Annotated in this window: 13 protein-coding genes and 3 pseudogenes; 8 read left to right on the top strand and 8 right to left on the bottom strand. The window is 74.5% G+C overall.

Annotated features, from left to right (window positions below):
* Positions 1–313: 313 nt before the first annotated feature.
* The gene (mqo, locus tag BJF88_RS04750) at positions 314–1,825 is read right to left on the bottom strand and encodes a malate dehydrogenase (quinone) (RefSeq protein ID WP_075827958.1); all 1,512 of its coding nucleotides are present in this window, start codon (positions 1,823–1,825) and stop codon (positions 314–316) included.
* A 130-nt stretch (positions 1,826–1,955) separates the two neighbouring features.
* On the bottom strand, positions 1,956–2,636 hold the full coding sequence (locus BJF88_RS04755) for a pyridoxal 5'-phosphate synthase (RefSeq protein ID WP_075827959.1): 681 nt from the start codon (positions 2,634–2,636) through the stop codon (positions 1,956–1,958).
* A gap of 58 nt (positions 2,637–2,694) precedes the next feature.
* Between BJF88_RS04755 and BJF88_RS04760 the strand changes: the two genes are divergently transcribed.
* A complete protein-coding gene (locus tag BJF88_RS04760) occupies positions 2,695–4,104 on the top strand; it encodes an MFS transporter (protein WP_255371758.1) in 1,410 nt (469 codons plus the stop codon).
* A 34-nt stretch (positions 4,105–4,138) separates the two neighbouring features.
* Here BJF88_RS04760 and BJF88_RS04765 read toward each other — a convergent pair whose 3' ends face one another.
* The 3 genes from BJF88_RS04765 to BJF88_RS04775 form a co-directional block, all read right to left on the bottom strand.
* Positions 4,139–5,338: an aminopeptidase P family protein gene (locus BJF88_RS04765; RefSeq protein ID WP_075827961.1), complete on the bottom strand. Its 1,200-nt coding sequence runs from the start codon at positions 5,336–5,338 to the stop codon at positions 4,139–4,141.
* 15 nt (positions 5,339–5,353) lie between these two features.
* The gene (locus BJF88_RS04770; protein ID WP_075827962.1) at positions 5,354–6,289 is read right to left on the bottom strand and encodes an NADP-dependent oxidoreductase; all 936 of its coding nucleotides are present in this window, start codon (positions 6,287–6,289) and stop codon (positions 5,354–5,356) included.
* Between the two features lie 70 nt (positions 6,290–6,359).
* Positions 6,360–6,764 carry a VOC family protein gene (locus BJF88_RS04775; protein WP_075827963.1) on the bottom strand — a complete coding sequence of 135 codons (405 nt, stop codon included), beginning with the start codon at positions 6,762–6,764 and terminating at the stop codon, positions 6,360–6,362.
* 183 nt (positions 6,765–6,947) lie between these two features.
* On the opposite strand from BJF88_RS04775, the gene BJF88_RS04780 reads away from it, so the two are divergent.
* The 4 genes and pseudogenes from BJF88_RS04780 to BJF88_RS21275 all read left to right on the top strand — a co-directional run bounded on the left by BJF88_RS04780 (position 6,948) and on the right by BJF88_RS21275 (position 10,664).
* On the top strand, positions 6,948–8,747 hold the full coding sequence (locus tag BJF88_RS04780; protein ID WP_255371759.1) for an AAA family ATPase: 1,800 nt from the start codon (positions 6,948–6,950) through the stop codon (positions 8,745–8,747).
* 386 nt (positions 8,748–9,133) lie between these two features.
* Positions 9,134–9,715 carry a helix-turn-helix transcriptional regulator gene (locus BJF88_RS21270; protein ID WP_255371775.1) on the top strand — a complete coding sequence of 194 codons (582 nt, stop codon included), beginning with the start codon at positions 9,134–9,136 and terminating at the stop codon, positions 9,713–9,715.
* A 171-nt stretch (positions 9,716–9,886) separates the two neighbouring features.
* Positions 9,887–10,378: pseudogene (locus BJF88_RS23080) on the top strand (alpha/beta fold hydrolase); the annotation flags it as partial.
* Positions 10,379–10,418: 40 nt separating this feature from the next.
* Positions 10,419–10,664 (top strand): hypothetical protein, encoded by a 246-nt coding sequence (locus BJF88_RS21275; RefSeq protein ID WP_255371760.1) that lies wholly within the window; start codon positions 10,419–10,421, stop codon positions 10,662–10,664.
* Between the two features lie 7 nt (positions 10,665–10,671).
* On the opposite strand, the gene ligD (BJF88_RS04790) is transcribed toward BJF88_RS21275, so the two are convergent.
* Entirely contained in the window at positions 10,672–11,667 is a 996-nt protein-coding gene (ligD, locus tag BJF88_RS04790) for a non-homologous end-joining DNA ligase (RefSeq protein ID WP_083648863.1), read from the bottom strand.
* A pseudogene (ligD, locus tag BJF88_RS04795) lies at positions 11,601–13,650 on the bottom strand (non-homologous end-joining DNA ligase). Before ligD (BJF88_RS04795) ends, ligD (BJF88_RS04790) begins: the two are co-directional and overlap by 67 nt.
* Between ligD (BJF88_RS04795) and BJF88_RS04800 the strand changes: the two are divergent.
* The gene (locus tag BJF88_RS04800) at positions 13,559–14,260 is read left to right on the top strand and encodes a GTP pyrophosphokinase family protein (protein WP_075828050.1); all 702 of its coding nucleotides are present in this window, start codon (positions 13,559–13,561) and stop codon (positions 14,258–14,260) included. The pseudogene ligD (BJF88_RS04795) and the gene BJF88_RS04800 sit on opposite strands and share 92 nt — an antisense overlap.
* 36 nt (positions 14,261–14,296) lie before the next feature.
* On the opposite strand, the gene BJF88_RS04805 is transcribed toward BJF88_RS04800, so the two are convergent.
* Positions 14,297–14,623 (bottom strand): DUF1905 domain-containing protein, encoded by a 327-nt coding sequence (locus tag BJF88_RS04805; protein ID WP_075828051.1) that lies wholly within the window; start codon positions 14,621–14,623, stop codon positions 14,297–14,299.
* Positions 14,624–14,778: 155 nt separating this feature from the next.
* Between BJF88_RS04805 and BJF88_RS04810 the strand changes: the two are divergent.
* Positions 14,779–15,809 (top strand): annotated as a pseudogene (locus BJF88_RS04810) (Ku protein).
* Between the two features lie 53 nt (positions 15,810–15,862).
* Positions 15,863–16,360 carry a VOC family protein gene (locus BJF88_RS04815; protein WP_255371761.1) on the top strand — a complete coding sequence of 166 codons (498 nt, stop codon included), beginning with the start codon at positions 15,863–15,865 and terminating at the stop codon, positions 16,358–16,360.
* Positions 16,361–16,391 lie beyond the last annotated feature (31 nt).

A 16,391-nucleotide genomic window follows, 5' to 3' on the forward strand; every position in this document is an offset into this window, starting at 1 on the left:
CCACTGGTCGCCGCTGCGGCCACGGACGACGGTGGGCGCATGGACATCATCTGGGGTGCGATCGGGTTGCTCGCCGTCGTCGGTTCCACCACCGCCGCGCTCGCGGTGCGTCGCGCGGACCCGGCGCGGCCGTGGTTCGCCGCAGGGTCCGACGGCGCGTGGTCGCGGCGTCCGGAGGACCCCGAGCGGCTCCTCCTCGCCGACCGCGACGCGGCGCGCGCCGCCGGGGAGCTCACCGCCGCACGTGCGCGAGGTCGCGGGACGCACGACGGCCCGGACCTCGTCGAGGTCCGGGCGTCGTCGTGCAGGGTGCTCAGGCGCGGGAGGAGGCCGAGTCGAGATCGGCGTCGCCCGCGAGGCTCTGGAGCTCCTCAGGAGCCCACGGGGCCTGACCGATGCTCGGGATCATGGTCGCGAGCTGCGGGCGCCAGGTCGCGAAGCGGTCCGGGAAGCAGCGCTCGAGCACGTCGATCATCGCCGGGACCGCGGTCGAGGCGCCCGGCGAGGCGCCGAGCAGGCCGGCGATCGAACCGTCGGCGGCCGCGATGACCTCGGTGCCGAACTCCAGGACGCCCTTGCCGTCCGCGTCCTTCTTGATCACCTGGACGCGCTGGCCGGCGGTGATCGTCTCCCAGTCCTTCGGGTGCGCGGACGGCATGAACCCCTGGAGCGCCGTGAACTTGGTCTCAGGGCTCGCGAGGAGCTGGCCGACCAGGTACTGCGTGAGGTCGAGGTTCTTGAGCCCCGCACCGACCATGGAGCCGAGGTTGTGCAGCCGCAGCGAGGTGAGCAGCCCGAGGTACTTCCCCTTCTTGAGGTACTTGGGGCTGAACCCGGCGTACGGGCCGAACATGAGGTAGCTCTTGCCGTCGACCACGCGCGTGTCGAGGTGCGGCACGGACATCGGCGGGGAGCCGACGTCGGCCTTGCCGTACACCTTCGCCTGGTGCTGCGCGACGAGCTCGGGGTCGTCGGTGCGCAGGAACTCGCCGCTGATCGGGAAGCCGCCGTAGCCCTTGGCCTCGGGGATGCCGGCGGCCTGGAGCAGCGGCAGCGCCCCGCCGCCGGCGCCGACGAACACGAACCGCGCCTCCACGGTCGAGCGGCGCCTCGGGGCGTTCCACGAGCGGTCCTTGACCGACAGGCGCCAGCGCCCGCCCTTCGTCCGGCGCAGGTTCGTGACCTCGTGCTCGAGGAACAGCTGCGTGCCGTTCGCCACGAGGTGGTCGACGAGCTGCTCGGTGAGGGCGCCGAAGTCGACGTCGGTGCCGCTCGTCGCGCGCGTCGCCGCGACGGGCTCGTCGCCCTCGCGCTCGGCGACGAGCAGCGGGGCCCACTTCGCGAGGACCGCCGGGTCGTCCGAGAACTCGAGCTCGCCGAAGAGCGGGTGGCGGCTCAGGGTCTCGAACCGGCGGCGCAGGTAGTCGACGTTCTCGGCGCCGCGGACGAACGTCATGTGCGGCGTGCGGGACAGGAAGCTCGCCGGCTGCGGCAGCGCGCCCGTGGTGAGCAGGTGGTTCCAGAACTCGCGCGACATCTCGAACTGCTCGTTGATCTTCACCGCCTTGGTGATGTCGATCGAGCCGTCCGGCCTCTCGGGCGTGTAGTTGAGCTCGCACAGGGCGGCGTGGCCGGTCCCGGCGTTGTTCCAGGGGTTCGACGACTCCTGCGCGACGGCGTCCAGGCGCTCGTACACGCGCACGGTCCAGGAGGGCTCCAGGACGTTGATGAGGGCGCCCAGCGTGGCACTCATGATGCCGCCGCCGATGAGGGCTACGTCGATCTGGTCTGCGGTGCTTGCGGGGTTGCTCGCTCGGCTCGACACCCGACGATTCTACGCTTGTGAAAGAGTGCACTAACTGTGCGGTGCGTCACGGGCGTACGTCACACGGGGGTGGGACCTCGGTCCCGCCGTCGTGCGAGGGCTCGGTCCCGCGCCCGGTCCCGCGCCGACCTCAGGGCCACAGCAGCTCCCGCGACCAGCGGGGGCCGGTGCGGGCGGCGTCGTAGCGCAGGCGGACCTGGCCGTGCGAGGGGCTGGACGCCCAGAACTCCACGCTCGTGGCCTCGAGCGCGTACGCGGTCCACACGTCGAGGACGAGGTCCGGCTCGCCGCGCACGCGTTCGAGCGCCGCGTCCCAGGCCTCGCGGTACGCCGCGGCCGACGGCAGCGGCGCGCTCTGGGGGCCGGCGAGCGCCGTCGCGCGCGACGGGTCGGAGCGGGCGAGGACGTCGGCGGCCGAGGCGCGCGGCCCCAGCGGCACGGCGGCGCCGCGCACGCGGACCTGCCGTGCACGCTCCGGCCACAGGAAGGTGAGGGCCGCGTTCGGGTTCTGGGCGAGCGCGCGACCCTTGGGCGAGTCGGCACGCGTCGCGAACACCCAGCCGTCAGGGCCGACGTCCTGCAGCAGGAGCGTGCGCGCGTCGACGCGGCCGCCCGCGTCCGCGGTGGAGAGCGTCGCGGCGTGCGGGGCCCGCACCCCGGCGTCGATCGCGTCCTCCAGCCAGGCGACGAACAGCTCGACGGGGTCCTCGGGTGCGCGGCCCGGGTCGAGCCCGGGGCGGTCCTCGCCGAGGACGGGCAGGGCGCGCAGCCGGTCCCGCAGCGTGGTCGGCCGGTCGGTGGGCTGAGTCATGCCTTCTCCCTCGTGCTCCCTCGTGGTCGTGCGCGGCGCTTGGTCGTACTGTGATCGCGTGACGGTGCCGCAGCGCGTGCTCGTGGTCGCGATCCTCGCCTCGTTCGTGTCGTTCCTCGACGGGTCCGTGGTGAACGTCGCGCTGCCGGCGATCTCCGACGAGCTCACCACCGGGCCGGTGACCGGGCTCGCCCTGCAGCAGTGGGTCGTCGACGCGTACATGATCACGCTCGGCGCGCTGATCCTGCTCGCTGGCTCGTTGTCGGACGTGCACGGGCGGCGTCGGATCATGGGGATCGGGCTCGTCGGCTTCGCGGTGACGTCCGTCGCGTGCGCGGTCGCCCCCGACGGGTTGTTCCTCGTCGTCGCGCGGGCGCTGCAGGGCGTCGCCGGCGCGCTGCTCGTGCCGAGCTCCCTCGCGATGATCATCTCCACGTTCGACGGCGAGCGGCAGGGGCGGGCGATCGGGTCGTGGACGGCCTGGACGAGCACGGCGTCGATCATCGGGCCCCTCCTCGGCGGCGTGCTGGTCGACGCGTTCTCGTGGCGCTGGGTGTTCTGGATCAACGTCGTGCCCGTGGCCGTGACGCTCTGGCTGCTGCGCGGGATCCCGAGCGCGGCCGCGGAGGAGGAGGGTGCCGGCGCGGCGCGGCGCATCGACGTGCGCGGTGCGGTGCTCGCGGCCGTCGGGCTCGCCGGGACGGTGTTCGCGCTCATCGAGCAGGGACGCTACGGCTGGGCCAGCCCCCTCGTGTGGGGCACGTTCGCGGGCGGCGCGCTGTGCCTCGTCGCGTTCGTGCTCTGGGAGCGCCGTGCGCCGGACCCGATGCTCCCGCCGCGCCTGTTCACCGTGCGCAACTTCGCGTGGGGCAACCTCGCCACGGCGGCGATCTACGGAGCGCTGTACTTCGGCGGGTTCGTCGTCACGCTGTTCCTCCAGCAGGTCGGCGGGTACAGCGCGACGGCCGCCGGTCTCGCGCAGATCCCGATCACGCTGCTGCTGCTGGCGCTCTCGACCCGGTTCGGCGCGCTGGCCGGCCGGTACGGACCGCGGATCTTCATGACGCTCGGCCCGCTCGTCGGCGGCGCGGGCTACCTCCTGCTGCTCACCACGACGGAGGAGGCCGTCTACCTCACGCAGGTGCTGCCCGGCCTCACGCTCTTCGGGCTCGGTCTCGCGATGACCGTCGCGCCGCTGACGTCCGCGATCCTCGGCTCGATCCCGGCGACCGACGCCGGCATCGGCTCGGCCGTGAACAACGCCGTGTCGCGCGTGGCGGGTCTCGTCGTCATCGCGTTCGCGGGCGTGATCGCCGGGGGCGCGCTCGACCTGGACGGGTTCCACCGCTCGCTGCTCGTGACGGCGGCGCTCCTCGTGCTGGGCGGGGTGCTCAGCTGGGTCGGGATCCGCAACGAGCACGTGCGCGACGACGCGTCCGGCGCGACCGAGGCGCAGGCGGCGACCTGACACGACGTCGCCCGGCGAGCGCGGGGCGTCGCGGTCAGCCGACCACCTGCAGTGCGCGCGACGAGGTGTTGAGGCGGCGCGCGCCGTCGGGCACGTCCGGCGGGAACGCCACGACGATGTCCTCGATGCGCACGCCGAAGCGGCCCGGCAGGTAGACGCCGGGCTCGACGGAGAAGCACATGCCCGGCTCGATCGGGCGGTCCTCGCCCTCGACCATGTACGGGGGCTCGTGCGTCGTCGTCCCGATGCCGTGCCCCGTGCGGTGGACGAAGTGCTCGCCGTAGCCGGCCTCGGCGATGACGGCCCGCGCCGCGCGGTCGACGTCCTGGCACGTCGCGCCGGGCCGGACGGCGCCCACGCCCGCCTGCTGCGCCCGGCGGACCACCTCGTGGACCGCGCGCTGCTCGGCGAGGAGCGCCTCGTCGGTGCCGCCGCCGACCAGTACGGTGCGGCTCGTGTCCGAGCCGTACCCGGCGCGCAGGCCGCCGAAGTCGAGCACCACGAGGTCGCCGGGCTCGATGACCCGGTCGCCGGCCTCGTGGTGCGGGTCGGCGCCGTTCGGGCCCGAGCACACGAGCGTGAAGTCGACCTGGTCGTGACCGTGCTCGCGGAGGAAGCGGTCGAGGTCGGCCGCGACGTCCCTCTCGCGGCGTCCGGCGAAGGGCACGCGCAGGACGTCGGCGAACGCGGCGTCGGCGGCGGCGCCGGCCGCGGCGAGACGCTCCACCTCGACGTCGTCCTTGACCGCCCGCAGCATCGGCACCGCGTCGGTGCACGCCACCAGGCGTGTGCGGGGGAGCGCGCGCTGGAGCCCGAGCACGTGCAGCGCCCACGTCGCGTCCGACACCGCGTACGTCCCGTCCGGGTCCAGCAACCGCGCGGCGGTCGCGTGCTCGTCCTCGCCGTCGCGCCACGGCACGACCTCGAGGCCGTCCGTGCCCGGGCCGTGCCGCAGGTCGCCGCGCTCCAGGAGCGGCACGACGACGGACGCCCGGCCGGTGGCGAGGAGCGTCGCCGGGATCACGAGGAGCGTCAGCCGCTCGGTGACCGCCGTGGGCGTGTAGCCGGTGAGGTAGGCGAGGTCGGGGCCGGGCGACACGAGCAGGCCCGCCAGGCCGGCGGCGCGCACCTGCGCCGCCGCCCGGGCACGCCGGGCCGCGTAGACGTCCGGTCCGAAGGCGGCGCTCGCGGACGCGTGGTGCTGTCGTCGTCGCTCACCCGACCAGCCTCCCACCGCCGGCGGCCGGCGTCAGACGCGCACGACGACCTTGCCGCGCACGTGGCCGGTCGCGCTGAGCTCGTGCGCGGCGGCCGCGTCAGCGAGGTCGAGCACCTCGGCGACCTCGGGCCGCAGCTCGCCCGCGTCGCCGAGCCGGGCGAGCTCGGCGAGGTCCGCGGCGTCCGGCCGTACCCACACGTAGTGCCCGCCGAGCTCGTCGCGCGCCCGCGGGTCCGTGACGGAGGCGACCGTCCCGCCGTCGCGCAGGACACCGGGCACGACGTCGAGCGCGTCCCCGCCCACGTAGTCGAGGACGACGTCGACCCCGTCGGGCGCGAGCCCGCGCACCCGGTCCGCGAGCCCGTCCCCGTACTCGAGAGGCTCCGCGCCGAGGGAGCGCAGGAAGTCGTGGTTGCGCTCGGACGCCGTGCCGATCACGCGGGCGCCGAGCGCGCGGGCGATCTGGACGGCGAACGACCCGACGCCGCCCGCGGCGGCATGCACGAGGACGGTCTGCCCGGAGGAGACGCCGGCGCGCCGGATCGTCTGGTACGCGGTGAGACCGGCGAGCGGCACAGCGGCGGCCTCCTCGAACGACCAGGCCGCCGGCTTGCGCGCCAGCGTCCGCACGGGCGCGGCGACCAGCTCCGCGAACGTCCCGCCGGACACCGCACCGCCGACGACGTCCTTGCGCACGTAGCCGAACACCTCGTCACCCACCTGGAGCTCCGGCGTGTCGAGCCCGACCTGCTCGACGACGCCCGCGACGTCCCACCCGGGGACGACGGGGAACACGGCGTCGAGGATGCCGTCCAGGTGCCCCTCGCGGACCTTCCAGTCGACCGGGTTGACGCTCGCGGCGCGCACGCGCACGAGCACGGAGTCGGGCGCGACCTTCGGGGTGGGGAGCTCGGTGAGGCGCAGGACGTCGGGACCGCCGTAGCGGGAGTAGGTGATGGCTCGCATACGGGCCCCAACGGCGCGCACGCGCTGACGATTCCCCGCCGCGGCCCGGCCGGTGGTCCGCGTCGCGGCGTCAGCCCTCGAGCGCGCTCGCGTCCATGTGGAGCACCTCCCACTGGTGCCCGTCCGGGTCGGCGAAGCTGCGCGAGTACATGAACCCCTCGTCCTGCGGCTCCTTGACCGGGGACGCGCCCGCGGCGAGCGCGGCGTCGGCGAGGCGGTCGACGGCCTCGCGGCTGTCGGCGGTCAGCGCGTTGATCACCTCGGTGGTCGCCGAGGCGTCGGCGATCGCCTTGGTCGTGAACTGCTTCGCGAAGGCCTCCGTGAGGAGCATGACGTAGATGCTGTCGCTGATCACCACGCACGAGGCGTTCTCGTCCGTGAACTGCTCGTCGATCGTGTACCCGAGCGCCGTGTAGAAGGCCTTCGAGGCGTCGAGGTCCGTGACCGGCAGGTTGACGAAGATCTGGGTGCTCATGGCGGTCCTCCGGTGTCGAGGGGGCGGTGTCGCGGGTAGACGAGCGGGCCGGGCGGGACTCATCGGTCCGTCCGCTCGTCGGTCACGGGGTGTCCCGAGCCGGTCGCGGCCGGTACTGTCCGGCGCAGACGGTCGGCGGCAGGGACCGTCCCGCGGCGCGCTCCCGGCGGGAGGGGTGGCGACATGACGGACGGGCTCCTCGGGCGTCACGACGAGCTCGCGCGGCTGCGCGCGGTCGTCGACGCCGCGCGGTCGGGCCACGGCGGGGCCCTGGTCGTGCGCGGGGAGCCGGGCGTCGGCAAGACGGCCCTCCTCGCCGAGGCGGTCGGCTCCGGCGCGGGGGTGCGCGTGGCGCACGCCGACGGCTTCGAGGCCGAGTCGTCGATCGCCTACGCGGCGCTGCACCGCGTCGTCGCGCCGTGGCGCGGCACGGTCGACGGCCTCCCGCCGCAGCACCGGCGTGCCCTGCGCACCGTGCTCGGGCTCGACGCCGGACAGGCTCCCGACCGGTTCGGCGTCGGGCTGGGCCTGCTCGAGCTCCTGGCGGCCGTCGGGCGCGACGGGCCGGTCGCGCTCGTCGTCGACGACGTGCACTGGCTCGACGCGGAGTCCGCAGCCGTCCTCGCGCTCGTCGCGCGCCGCCTCGACGCGGAGCCGGTCGCGGTGCTGCTCGCGTGCCGGGACGACCCGCAGCACGACGCGACGGTCGCCGGCATCCCGGTCCTGCACGTGCGCGGCCTCGACGACGCGTCCGCCGGTCGGCTCCTCACGTCCCGCGTGCGGGAGCCGGTCGACCCGCTCGTCGTCGCGCGCGTCGTGCGGGCGACCGGCGGCAACCCGCTCGCGCTCGTCGACCTGGCGCACGACCTCACGGCGCGCGAGCTGCACGACTCGGGCCTGGCCGAGGAGCCGGTGCCGGTCGGGCGCCACCTCCAGGCGCACTACCTGGAGCGGGTCCGGGGCGCTGCGCCGGACGTGCGCACGTGGCTCCTCGTCGCCGCGGCGGACAGCACGGGCGACCTCGGGCTCGTGGGGCGGGCGTGCGCCGAGCTCGGCGTCGACGGGCGGGCCGGCGAGGCCGCCGAGGACCTCGGCCTCGTGGCGCTGGGCACGACGGCCCGCTTCCGGCACCCGCTCGTGCGCGCGGCCGCGTACGGGGCGGCACGGGGAAAGGAGCGACGCCGGGTGCACGCGGCGTTGTCGCGGGCCGCCCACGCGGCCGGCACCCCCGAGCTCGCCGCGTGGCACGCGGCGCGCGCGACCGTGGGCGTGGACGCCGGAGTGGCCGAGCGCCTGGAGGCGGTGGCCGATGCCGCCGGCGCTCGCGGCGGCGTCGTCTCCCGCGCACGCGTGCTCGGCCGTGCGGCCGAGCTCACGCCCCCGGGGCAGGACCGGGACCGGCGCCGGGTCGCGGCGGCGGAGGCGGCGGTGGCGGCCGGGGCGGCGCAGATCGGCGCGGCGCTGCTCGACGGGCTGGTGCCCGCCCGACCGGTGGCAGACGCCGATCGCGAAGGACCGGTCGCGCCGGACCCCGTGCTCCGCGCCCGCGTCGTCGCGGTGCGCGTCGGCCTCGGGCTCTTCACGAGCGACCCCGCCGTGGTCACCCGTGCGGCCGCCGACATGCTCGACGCGGCCGCGCTGCTGCACGGGACCGACGCGGCGCGCGAGCAGGACGCCCTCGTGCGCGCGTTCGAGCACGCCGTGATGGCCGACCGCGCCTGCGCGGGACGACGCTGCCCGAGCTCGGCCGGCGGCTGGAGGCGGGCGCGGCCGTGCGACCGGGACCGACGTCGGACGTGCTGCGCGCCCTGGGTGCCCTCGTGCTGGAGGACCAGGCGGCCGCCGTCCCGGCGCTGCGGCGGGGGACGGCCGCCCTCGACGCGCTCGACGACGACCGTGCGCTCGCCTTCGTCACCGCGGGCGTCGCCCTCACGACCGCGCTGTGGGACCTGCGCGGCCGGGACGCCTGGCTCGCGCGGGTGACGCGGGCCGCGCGCGACGCCGGGTCGCTCCAGGCCCTGGACACCGGCCTGTGGGTGTCGTCGCTCGCCGAGCTCACCGGCGGGACGCCGCGCCGCGCCGAGCAGTACCTCGAGCAGGTGCGCGAGCTGCGCCGGGCGATCGGCTACGACGGCGAGCACGTGGTCAACGTCGCCCACCTCGCCTGGGTCGACGCGCCGCGCGAGCAGGTCCTGCGCGCCGCGGCGGCGGCGCGGGACGTGGGCTTCGGCGGCGTCGAGGCCTCCGCGCTCGGCGCGCTCGCCGTCCACGACCTGGCGGAGGGCCGCTACCGGGACGCGTACGCGACCCTCGCACCGCTCGTCGAGGACCCGTTCCTCCAGCTCACGCCCCTCCAGGTGCCCGACCTCGTGGAGGCGGCCGTACGGTCCGGGCGCGCGCCCGAGGCGCGACGGCACGTCGAGCGGCTCGAGGCGGTCGCGGCGGCGAACGGCTCGCCGTGGGCGCGCGGGACGGCGCTGCGCTGCCGCGCGCTGCTCGGCACGGACGACGCCGCGTCCGCGCGCTACGCGGAGTCGGCGCAGGCCCTCGACGACGCCGGGGCGGTCGTCGACGCTGCGCGCTCGCGTCTCCTGCAGGGCGAGCTGCTCCGCCGTCGGCGGAGACGGGCCGAGGCGCGGGCCCTGCTCCGGTCGGCGCAGGACGTCTTCGAGGCGGCGGGGGCGACCGCGTTCGCGCGACGGGCGCGCGCGGAGCTCACCGCGGCGGGGGCGGAGCCGGGCGACGCCCGCGCCGTCCGTCGGTCGCCGCTCACGCCCCGGGAGGAGACGGTCGCGCGGCTCGCCGCCGACGGCGGGACGAACGCCGAGATCGGCGCGACGCTGTTCATCAGCGCGCACACGGTCGACTACCACCTGCGCAAGGTGTTCCACAAGCTCGGCGTCTCGTCCCGACGCCAGCTCCGGGCACGCCTCGCCGCCACCGCCCGCTGACGGACTACGCGTGACGCGTGGTCCGCGCGCGACCCGCCGGCGAGGAGGCTGCGAGGGGCCAGCACCCGTGAGAAGGGAAGCGCCATGACCGACACCGACCGTCCCGTGACACCTCCCGACGCGACCGGCGGCGCTGCGCCCGACACCGTCGTCCTCGTGCACGGGCTCTGGATGACGCCCCGCAGCTGGGAGGCGTGGGTCCCGTACTACGAGGCGAAGGGCATGCGGGTGCTCACGCCCGGCTACCCGGGCTTCGAGATCGAGGTGGAGGCGCTGCGCGAGAACCCGCGGGTCATCGCGGACCTCACCGTCCCCGAGACCGTCGACCACCTCGCCGGGGTGATCGAGGCGCTCGACGCGCCCCCGGTCGTCATCGGCCACTCGTTCGGCGGCACGCTCACGCAGCTGCTCCTCGCGCGCGGGCTCGGGCGGCGGGGGTGGCGATCGACTCGGCCCCGCCGGAGGGCGTGCGAGTCACGCCGCCCTCCCAGGCGCGGTCCCTCTTCCCCGCCCTGCGCAACCCGGCGAACCGGCACCGCGCCGTCGGCTTCACGGCCGAGGAGTTCCACTACGCGTTCACCAACACGCTCTCGGCGACGAGTCGCGGGCCGTCTGGGAGCGGTACGCGATCCCGGCCCCGGGCGCGTGGATCTGGGACTACGGCCTGCTCGCGAACTTCACGCCCGGCCGCCAGGAGACCTGGGTGGACTTCTCCGTCGACCGCGCGCCGCTGCTGTTCATCGCGGGGGAGAAGGACCACATCATGCCGCCGGCGGTGAACCGCTCGAACGCGAAGCACTGGGAGAGGTCACCGGCGCTGACGGAGTACGTCGAGCTGCCCGGCCGTGACCACTGGACGTGCGCGGCCCCGGGGTGGGAGGCCGTCGCCGACCGCGCGCTCGAGTGGGCCCTCGCGCACGCGACGGCACCGCGGCCCGCCGGCGCCTGACGGACGGTCACCCGGCGGGGTGCTCGACGACCACCTCGCCGGGGGACTTGTCACGCCGCCACCCCTTCCACACCGGGTGTCGCAGCTTGCCGAGCGGCGTGTCGCCGGCCGGCCCGTCCTCCGGCGGCCCTGTCCACTCCCCGTACGCCACCTCGGCCACGCGGCGCGGCGACACCCACCGCGCGTCGGCGGCGTCCTCGCGCGGCACCCCGACGGCGGCCGGCGTCGAGCGCTCGATCCTGCCCAGCTCGGTGACGAGGTCGCGCCGCTCGGCGTCGCTGAAGCCCGAGCCGACGCGTCCCACGTACAGCAGCCGGTCGCCGTCCGGCACCGCGAGCAGCAGCGAGCCCATGAGGTGCGTGCGCTCGCCGTGCCCCGGCCGCCAGCCCACGACGACGACCTCCTGCGACTGCGCGTGCTTGAGCTTGAGCCACTGCTGCGACCGGCGACCGGCGAGATACGTGCTGTCGCGCCGCTTCGCGACCACGCCCTCCAGGCCGAGCCGCCTCGACGTGCGCATCGCCGCGTCGAGGTCGCCGTCGAACGCCGGCGGCACGTGCACCGGCGCCTCCGCCCCGGCCAGGAGGTCCTCGAGCACCTCCCGGCGCTCGTCGTAGGTCCGCTTCGCGAGCGACCGGCCGCCGGTCTCCAGCACGTCGAAGACCATGAGGTCGACCTGGACGGAGCGCCGCGCCGCCGCGACGTCGCCCGGCTTCGCGATGTTCGCCCGCTGCTGCAGCCGCCGGAAGCTCGGGCGCCCCCGCGCGTCGAGCGCGACGATCTCGCCGTCGAGCACGAGCGGCAGCGTGTCCGCGGGCACCTGCTCCGCCAGCGCCTGGAGCTCCGGGTACGTCACCGTCATGTCCTTGCCCGACCGGCTGACCAGCCGCACCGCGCCCGCCGACACCTCGGCGAGCGCCCGGAACCCGTCCCACTTCATCTCGAACGCCCACGCGTCGTCGCCGTCCGCGAAGTCCGACGGACGGCCCGGCGAGGCGAGCATCGGCCGCCAGTCCGTGCGGGCGCGGGACGGTTCCGTGGTGCCGGGGTCGGGGTCGGGGTCGTGGTCGGGTGGGGTGGCGGACGGGCGGCGCGCGCCGGGTCTACCATCCGCGGCTCGTCCCTCGCCGCTCCCGCCAGACCCGCCACGACCCGGCGCGCGCCGCCCACCCGCCTTCTCCGTGTCGCCCTGGTCCCGTGGCCCAGGTCCCGGCGCCGCTTCCTCGGCCTCCGCGCCCCGACCACCGTGCGACCGACCCGACCTCGCGGGCGCATGAGGTGGATCAGCCAGTTGTTCTCCTCGCCGGAGCCGCCGCGGCCGCGCGTGTGGATGAGGGCGAGACGTCGCGTGCCGTGCTGCTCGCCGTGGAGCGTGACGATGACCTCCTCGTCGTCGCGCCACTTCTCGAGCTCGTACGTGCCCGCGTCCCAGATCGTCACCTCGCCCGCACCGTACTCGCCGTGCGGGATGGTGCCCTCGAACGATCCGTAGGCGAGCGGGTGGTCCTCCGTCTGGACGGCCAGGTGGTTCTTCTTCGGGTCCGTCGCTCGCCGCGCGGCAGCGCCCAGCTGACGAGGACGCCGTCGTGCTCGAGCCGGAAGTCCCAGTGCAGGCGCCGGGCATGGTGCTCCTGGATGACGAAGGTCATGCCCGCGCTCGGCGGGGGAGCGTCGTCGGGGACCGGCTCGGGGGTCTTCGCCGCGTCGCGCATCGACCGGTACGTCGCGAGCCGGTCGAACGTCGCCATCCGCTCGGGCGTCGGTTCGAGCGCGGCGAGGTGGCCCGCGGTGAGGGCCGCGAGCGGGTCGCCGGTCGTGCGCACGCGCTCGAGCACCTCGTCGGCGTCGAGGTGGCGCAGGTCCGGGTCGTCGAGCTCGTCCCACGTGCGCGGGGCGGCGACCATGGGGCGCTCGCGGCCGCGCAACGAGTAGGGTGCGATCGTCGTCTTGTTCGCGTTGTTCTGGCTCCAGTCGACGAGCACCTTGCCGCCGCGCAGCGACTTCTTCATGTCGCTGACGACGAGGTCCGGGTGCTCCGCCTCCAGGTAGCGCGCGAGCTCGTGCGCCACGGCGGAGACCGCCTCCGCGTCCTGCTTGCCGTCGAGCGCCGCGTAGAGGTGGATGCCCTTGGACCCGCTCGTCACGGGCAGCGGGTCGAGCCCCATGCCGAGCAGGATCTGCCGCGCGAGCCGGGCGACCTCCGCGCACTCGGCCAGCCCGGCGCCCGGCCCGGGGTCGAGGTCGAGCACGAGCCGGTCAGGGTCGAGGTGCACGCCCGTGCGGCCGAACTGCCACTGCGGCACGTGCAGCTCGAGCGACGCCGTCTGGCCGAGCCAGGTGAGCGTCGCGAGGTCGTTGACGAGCACGTAGTCGTTCGCGCTGCTCCTGTGCTGGATGCGCCGGGTGCGCACCCACGACGGCACGCCCTGGCCGGCGTTCTTCTGGAAGAACACCTGGCCGTCCGTGCGTCGGGCCAGCGCTTGCGCGTCGCGGGCCGGTTCGCGCAGTGCGGCAGCATGACGTCCGCGACGCCGGCGAGGTAGGCGAGCACGTCGCCCTTCGTCGTGCCCGTCGCGGGGTAGAGCACCTTGTCGAGGTTCGTCAGCCGGAGCCGGTGGCCGTCGACGCTCACCGTCTGGCCGGACGACCCGTCGGCGGTGCGCGTCGTCGAGGACCGTGCGGAGGGCATGGGGTCATCGTGGCGCGCACGACGAGCGTCCGCGCGCCGGGAACCTCCCGGCGCCGCCGATCGTGGGACAGTGTGGAGAGCGCGGCCGACGGCCGAGCGGCGGGCGGACGCCCGGTGGACGAGAGGGAACGACGTGACGCGAACGACGGCCGACACGCCGCTGCCGGCCGACCTGAGTGCGCAGGTCCAGGAGTTCCGCCGCCTGATGATGACGTACAAGTTCGCGATCGACGAGGTGATGACGAAGATCACCGTGCTGCGCGACGAGTTCCGTCTCGTCCACGACGACAACCCCATCGAGCACCTCGGGTCGCGCCTGAAGTCGTTCGAGTCGATCGCCGCGAAGGCCCGGCGCAAGGGCGTGGCGCTCACGCCCGAGGCTGTGCGCGAGCACCTGTGCGACATCGCGGGCGTGCGGGTCACGTGCAGCTTCGTCTCGGACATCTACCGGGTGCGAGACATGCTCGTCGGCCAGCGCGACATCACCGTCGTGGAGGAGCGCGACTACATCGCGCACCCCAAGGCGAACGGGTACAAGAGCCTGCACCTCATCGTCGAGGTGCCGGTCTTCCTCTCCGACGGCGTCGAGGACGTCGTCGTCGAGATCCAGCTGCGCACGATCGCCATGGACTTCTGGGCGAGTCTCGAGCACAAGATCTACTACAAGTACGAGCGCGAGGTGCCGAGCCACCTCACCGACGCGCTCAAGCTCGCCGCCGACGTCGCCGCGACCCTTGACACGACGATGGAACGCATCCACGACGAGGTGCGCGAGCTCGACGGCGGGCGCCCGACCGCGCCCGAGGCGAGCGACACCCTCGCGACGCCGCGCGAGATGATCGAGTCGTTCCTGCGGACCGCGGTCGTCATGGACGACGCGCTGCACGAGCGCCGCCGCGACGGCTGACGGCGCGGGCGCCGAGACCGACGACCCCGGCCGCGGTCAGCCGAGCGTCTCGACGCCGACGCGCACGACGTCGCCCACGTCGACCTTCTCCGCGCGCCGCACCGCCGCCTTCACGGGCAGCACGTAGGTCCTGCGACCCGCGTCCGGGAAGATCGAGGTCGACCAGCGGGACCCGCCGAGCGTCACCGCGACCTTGACCGAGCCGAAGCCGGCCGGTGGCAGGGGCAGGTCGGCGATCTCGTCGCTCACCTGCTCGGGGAGGGCGAGGAACACCCAGCTGTCCGTGCGCGCCTGCCAGCGCCACAGCTCGGCCTCGAACTCGAACCGTGTGCCGGCCGCCGTGCTCCTGCCCGTACCCGCCACCGTGCTCACCTCTGCGCTCGCCCGCGAACCGCCCGTCCTCGACCATCATGGCGCGGGGGTCCGACAGCGTCTGCCTCTTTCTCCGCCTGGAGGCGCACGGCGTCGTCCGGGTGCGAGGGGTCGCGCGAGGGCACCGAGCGCGCCACCATGGAGCGATGAGGGCCATCTGGAAGGGTGCGATCACGTTCGGCCTGGTCAACGTGCCCGTCAAGGTCTACTCCGCGACGAGGACCATGACGTGCCGCTGCACCAGGTGCACGACAAGGACGGCGGCCGCATCCGCTACCGGCGCGTGTGCGAGATCGACGGCGAGGTCGTGCCGTACGAGAACATCGCGAAGGCGTACACCGACGGCGAGCAGACCGTGATGCTCACCGACGAGGACTTCGACGCGCTGCCCGCCGAGCGCAGCCGCGAGATCGAGGTCGTCGAGTTCGTGCCGACGGAGCAGATCGACCCGCTGCTGCTCGACCGCAGCTACTACCTCGAGCCCGACTCGAAGTCCAACAAGGCGTACGTGCTCATGCGCCGCACGCTCGAGGAGACGGACCGCACGGCGATCGTGAAGTTCGCCCTGCGCCAGCGCACGCGACTGGCCGCGCTGCGCGTGCGCGACGACGTCCTCGTGCTCCAGACGCTGCTGTGGGCCGACGAGGTGCGCGACGCCGCGTTCCCGTCGCTCGACGAGCCGGCGAAGGTCACCGACAAGGAGCTCGCGATGTCGTCGCAGCTCGTCGCGAGCTTCGAGGCCGACTTCGCGCCCGAGGAGTACGAGGACGAGTACCAGGCGCAGCTGCGCCAGCTCATCGACGCGAAGATCGAGCAGGGTGAGGGCGTCGACGTGTCCGAGACGTTCGGCGAGCAGCCCGCCGAGGCCGAGGGCGCGGAGGTCATCGACCTCATGGACGCCCTGCGCAAGTCCGTCGAGTCGTCGAAGAGCGCGAAGAAGACCGCTTCGGGCGGGTCGGGCTCGCGCGGCTCGTCGGGCGGGTCGTCCGGCAGCTCGGGCACGACGGCGAAGGGCGGGTCGTCGCGCAGGACCGCCACGTCGTCGGGCTCCGAGGGGACGAAGAGCTCGGGGTCTTCGCGGTCGAAGAGCTCGTCGTCGACGTCGTCCACGAAGGGCTCAGAGAACTCAGAGAAGAAGTCGACGCGGTCGACGTCGCGGAAGAAGGCCTCCGCCTAGTGACCGCCTCGTCGCCGGGCCGATGAGTTCGCCGCGCGTGCGGCGTCGGAGCAGTGACGGCCGCACGGGTCGTCGCCGACGACGAGGAGAGCACGATGCGCGCGATCATCCCGAGCCTGTGGTTCGACGGCGACCTCGAGGACGCCGTCGAGTTCTACACCAGCGTGTTCCCGGACGCGAAGGTCGGCGACGTGTACCGCCAGCCCGACGGCACGCCCGTCTCGGCAAGCTTCGAGATCGCCGGCCAGCGGTTCGACGCCATCAACGGCGGACCCGAGTTCACGTTCACCGAGGCGGTGTCGTTCATCGTCGAGTGCGAGTCGCAGGACGAGGTGGACCACTACTGGTCCGTGCTCACCGCCGACGGCGGCGCGGAGTCCCAGTGCGGGTGGCTCAAGGACAAGTTCGGGCTGTCCTGGCAGGTGGTACCTGTCGAGTTCCTCGCCATGCTGCAGGACCCCGACGCCGCGAAGGTCCAGCGCGTCGTCGACGTCATGATGACGCAGACCAAGCTCGACCTCGGTCCGCTGCGGGCGGCGTACGCGGGCTGAGGCGACGGACCGGAAGCACGCCGGGGGAAGT

Origin of the sequence: Cellulosimicrobium sp. CUA-896, assembly GCF_001942335.1 — a bacterium.
In the GTDB taxonomy this organism is placed as follows: Bacteria; Actinomycetota; Actinomycetes; order Actinomycetales; family Cellulomonadaceae; genus Cellulosimicrobium.

Coding starts and splice junctions, on each gene's coding strand:
- BJF88_RS04755 (WP_075827959.1), bottom strand. CDS start 2,636: ATGACTCAGCCCACCGACCGGCCGACCACGCTGCGGGACCGGCTGCGC.
- BJF88_RS04770 (WP_075827962.1), bottom strand. CDS start 6,289: ATGCGAGCCATCACCTACTCCCGCTACGGCGGTCCCGACGTCCTGCGC.
- BJF88_RS04775 (WP_075827963.1), bottom strand. CDS start 6,764: ATGAGCACCCAGATCTTCGTCAACCTGCCGGTCACGGACCTCGACGCC.
- BJF88_RS04780 (WP_255371759.1), top strand. CDS start 6,948: ATGACGGACGGGCTCCTCGGGCGTCACGACGAGCTCGCGCGGCTGCGC.
- ligD (WP_083648863.1), bottom strand. CDS start 11,667: ATGCTCGCCTCGCCGGGCCGTCCGTCGGACTTCGCGGACGGCGACGAC.
- BJF88_RS04800 (WP_075828050.1), top strand. CDS start 13,559: ATGATGACGTACAAGTTCGCGATCGACGAGGTGATGACGAAGATCACC.